At 64.3% G+C, this 2176-nt stretch carries 4 protein-coding genes; 1 reads left to right on the top strand and 3 read right to left on the bottom strand.

Translation table 11 applies throughout. The features are described 5' to 3' along the window. Positions 1-959: hypothetical protein (locus RJQ01_RS09490; RefSeq protein ID WP_350476499.1), on the bottom strand; the 959-nt coding region annotated here is incomplete at its 3' end. 111 nt (positions 960-1070) lie between these two features. Between RJQ01_RS09490 and RJQ01_RS09485 the strand changes: the two genes are divergently transcribed. Next, positions 1071-1544: a hypothetical protein gene (locus RJQ01_RS09485; protein ID WP_350476498.1), complete on the top strand. Its 474-nt coding sequence runs from the start codon at positions 1071-1073 to the stop codon at positions 1542-1544. A gap of 3 nt (positions 1545-1547) precedes the next feature. Here RJQ01_RS09485 and RJQ01_RS09480 read toward each other — a convergent pair whose 3' ends face one another. Together RJQ01_RS09480 and RJQ01_RS09475 are read right to left on the bottom strand one after the other, a co-directional pair. Next, positions 1548-1676, bottom strand: a complete 129-nt coding sequence (locus tag RJQ01_RS09480) for a hypothetical protein (protein WP_350476497.1) — start codon at positions 1674-1676, stop codon at positions 1548-1550. 3 nt (positions 1677-1679) lie between these two features. Beyond that, positions 1680-2176 (bottom strand): tyrosine-type recombinase/integrase (locus RJQ01_RS09475; protein ID WP_350476496.1); only part of this gene is annotated, 497 nt, incomplete at its 5' end.

The following is a 2176-nucleotide window of genomic DNA, read 5'->3' as shown; positions in this document are numbered from 1 at the left end:
TTAGAGACGTGAGAGGATACGCACTCGCCGCCGACACACCTTGCGAAAACTCCGCACTCAGCCGTGCATGTTGCGTGCTGGGTGCATGTAATTGGAGGGTTCTCGTGAACGATAGTCGTTCCCATGGCTGCGAAGGCGTCGTGCTCCTCGTACAGCCGACAATTCGCATTCTCGACGACACCGATTTTCTGATCCATTCCCGTGTACGCCGGGTTGAAGGCGGTGTCGACGCGGTGGACGGTAAGAGAGTTGCCGGGCGTGTTCGGCGGCGTGAACTCGGTCGTCGAGCCATGGTTAGTGGAAGCTACCCGGGAGACCTCGCTCAGGCGAGCGACCGCCTGCGCCTGCCCGTACGTCGCGTGCGCGAACATCATCGGCATCCCATGTGGCGCGCGTGCTATTTCGGTCACGCCGATCGCGTCTAGCTCTTCAGCGAGTCGATCGGCTGCGGCACCCACGACATCCGCGCGAACCGATTCGTCGAGGTCGAAGTCCGGATATCCCCATAGAGATCCCGCTTCGTAGGCGATGGTCACTGGCACCACGGAGTCTGACGACAGGTGGAGAAACTTATCGTCGAGGGGCGCATCCATCGCGCCCAGCCGGGCGCGATAGGCCGCCAGTTCCTCGCGTCGAAGCTGGCCTGGTGACTGAACTCGACCGTCGGCTCGCACGACGTACTTGTAGGAGCCCGCGTAGCGGCGCGCGAGGACGAAGGTGACGTCCTCCTGCAGCCCGGGCAGGTGCCGATCGAACGAGTGGAGAATCGACTCTTCGGCTTGAGGAACCTCGTTCGGTGAGCATCCCGTAGCCAAAGTCGTGAAGAACAGGAACGAGAAGAATCGACCTTGTGAGTTCAACAGCATTGCCCAGACACCTCCTTGCCAGGGCAGGCGATGAAGATCGCCATCAGCCTCCCCCGTGGCGGCGAGTAGGCAGACAATCTGCTCAATAGTCAACCGTGCCGATGTAGGAACCTGGCAAATGGAACCCCGCCCAGGACTATGTGGCCGAAATCACGCCGCGTCACCGCTGTCGACTTCCCCACCCGGGGTGAGGTATCGATGCTCATGCCGCTCTACCTCGTCCGCTGGCCCACCCTCGTCGCGAGCATCGTCCGCGCCAACGACGAAGATCATCTGACCGACATCCTCGACGAGGTCTCGTCGCCGGGCGATGCCGTGTGGACCGAATACCGTGGCCCCCTCTGGGTTGACGTCCCGCTCGGCATCGAGGCACGCTACGAGGACGACGACTGGGCGCTCGAGGGCGTCGAGCAGGCGGCGAGCAAGGCGCTGCTTGGCGCCAAGCTCGACAGCGAGAGCAGCGAAACGAGCGCTGAGATGTTCGACGCGATCCTCGGAACGGCCTTCCCCCATCTCTTCAAGCTCATCGAGGAGCAGGTCGATGACGAGGAAGTGAAGCCCGAGGACGTTCGCCATGCCGCGATGCTCGACCTCTGGCTCCATCGCGGTAGCGGTGAGCTGCCCGCCTGGCTGAAGAAGATGTTCAAGAAGCTCGGTAACGGCGCCCCCGAGGCGTAGCGCTCACTCCTCGTCGGACTTCGACGGGGCGGGCTCGTCCAGCAACCTCACCGCATCCCGCCGCGCGTCCGGGCTGAGGTGCGCGTAGCGCATCGTCATCTCGATGGTGCTGTGCCCGAGCAGCTCCTGCACAGACTAGAGCGGCGCGCCGCGCATGGTGAGGTGAGAAGCGAAGGTGTGCCGCAGCTTGTGCCAGCCGATCCGCCGGATCCCTGCCCGGTTGCACGCGCGATGCAGCGGACGCCGACACGAGTTGCGTGTGAGCATCGCGCCGTTGTCGTCGCAGAAGACGAGCTCGCCGCGCTCGTGCCGATGCTCGAGCAGCGCAGCCCGAGCCTGATCGCTCAGCGGCACCTCCCGCGTTCGCCCGTTCTTGGGCGTACTCACCTCGCCGCACGACGTCGACCGGCGCACCACCAGACGCCCAGCCTCTAGATCCACATCACGCCAGCGAAGCGCGAGCAGCTCGCCGATGCGCAAGCCGGTGCGGGTCGCGACAGTGATGATGGCTCGCCACTCGGGTTCCGCTGCCGCGATGAGACGGTCCGCTTCATCGAAGGTCAGGAAGTCGAACTCGGGTCGCGCTGCCTTGAGCCATCGGATGGGCGGGATGACGTCCAGCAGCCCCCACT

The sequence above is a fragment of the Microcella sp. genome (genome assembly GCF_040286215.1).
GTDB lineage: Bacteria > Actinomycetota > Actinomycetes > Actinomycetales > Microbacteriaceae > Microcella.
The sequence above is the reverse complement of the archived record's forward strand: the minus strand, read 5'-3'. Positions and strand labels throughout refer to the sequence as shown.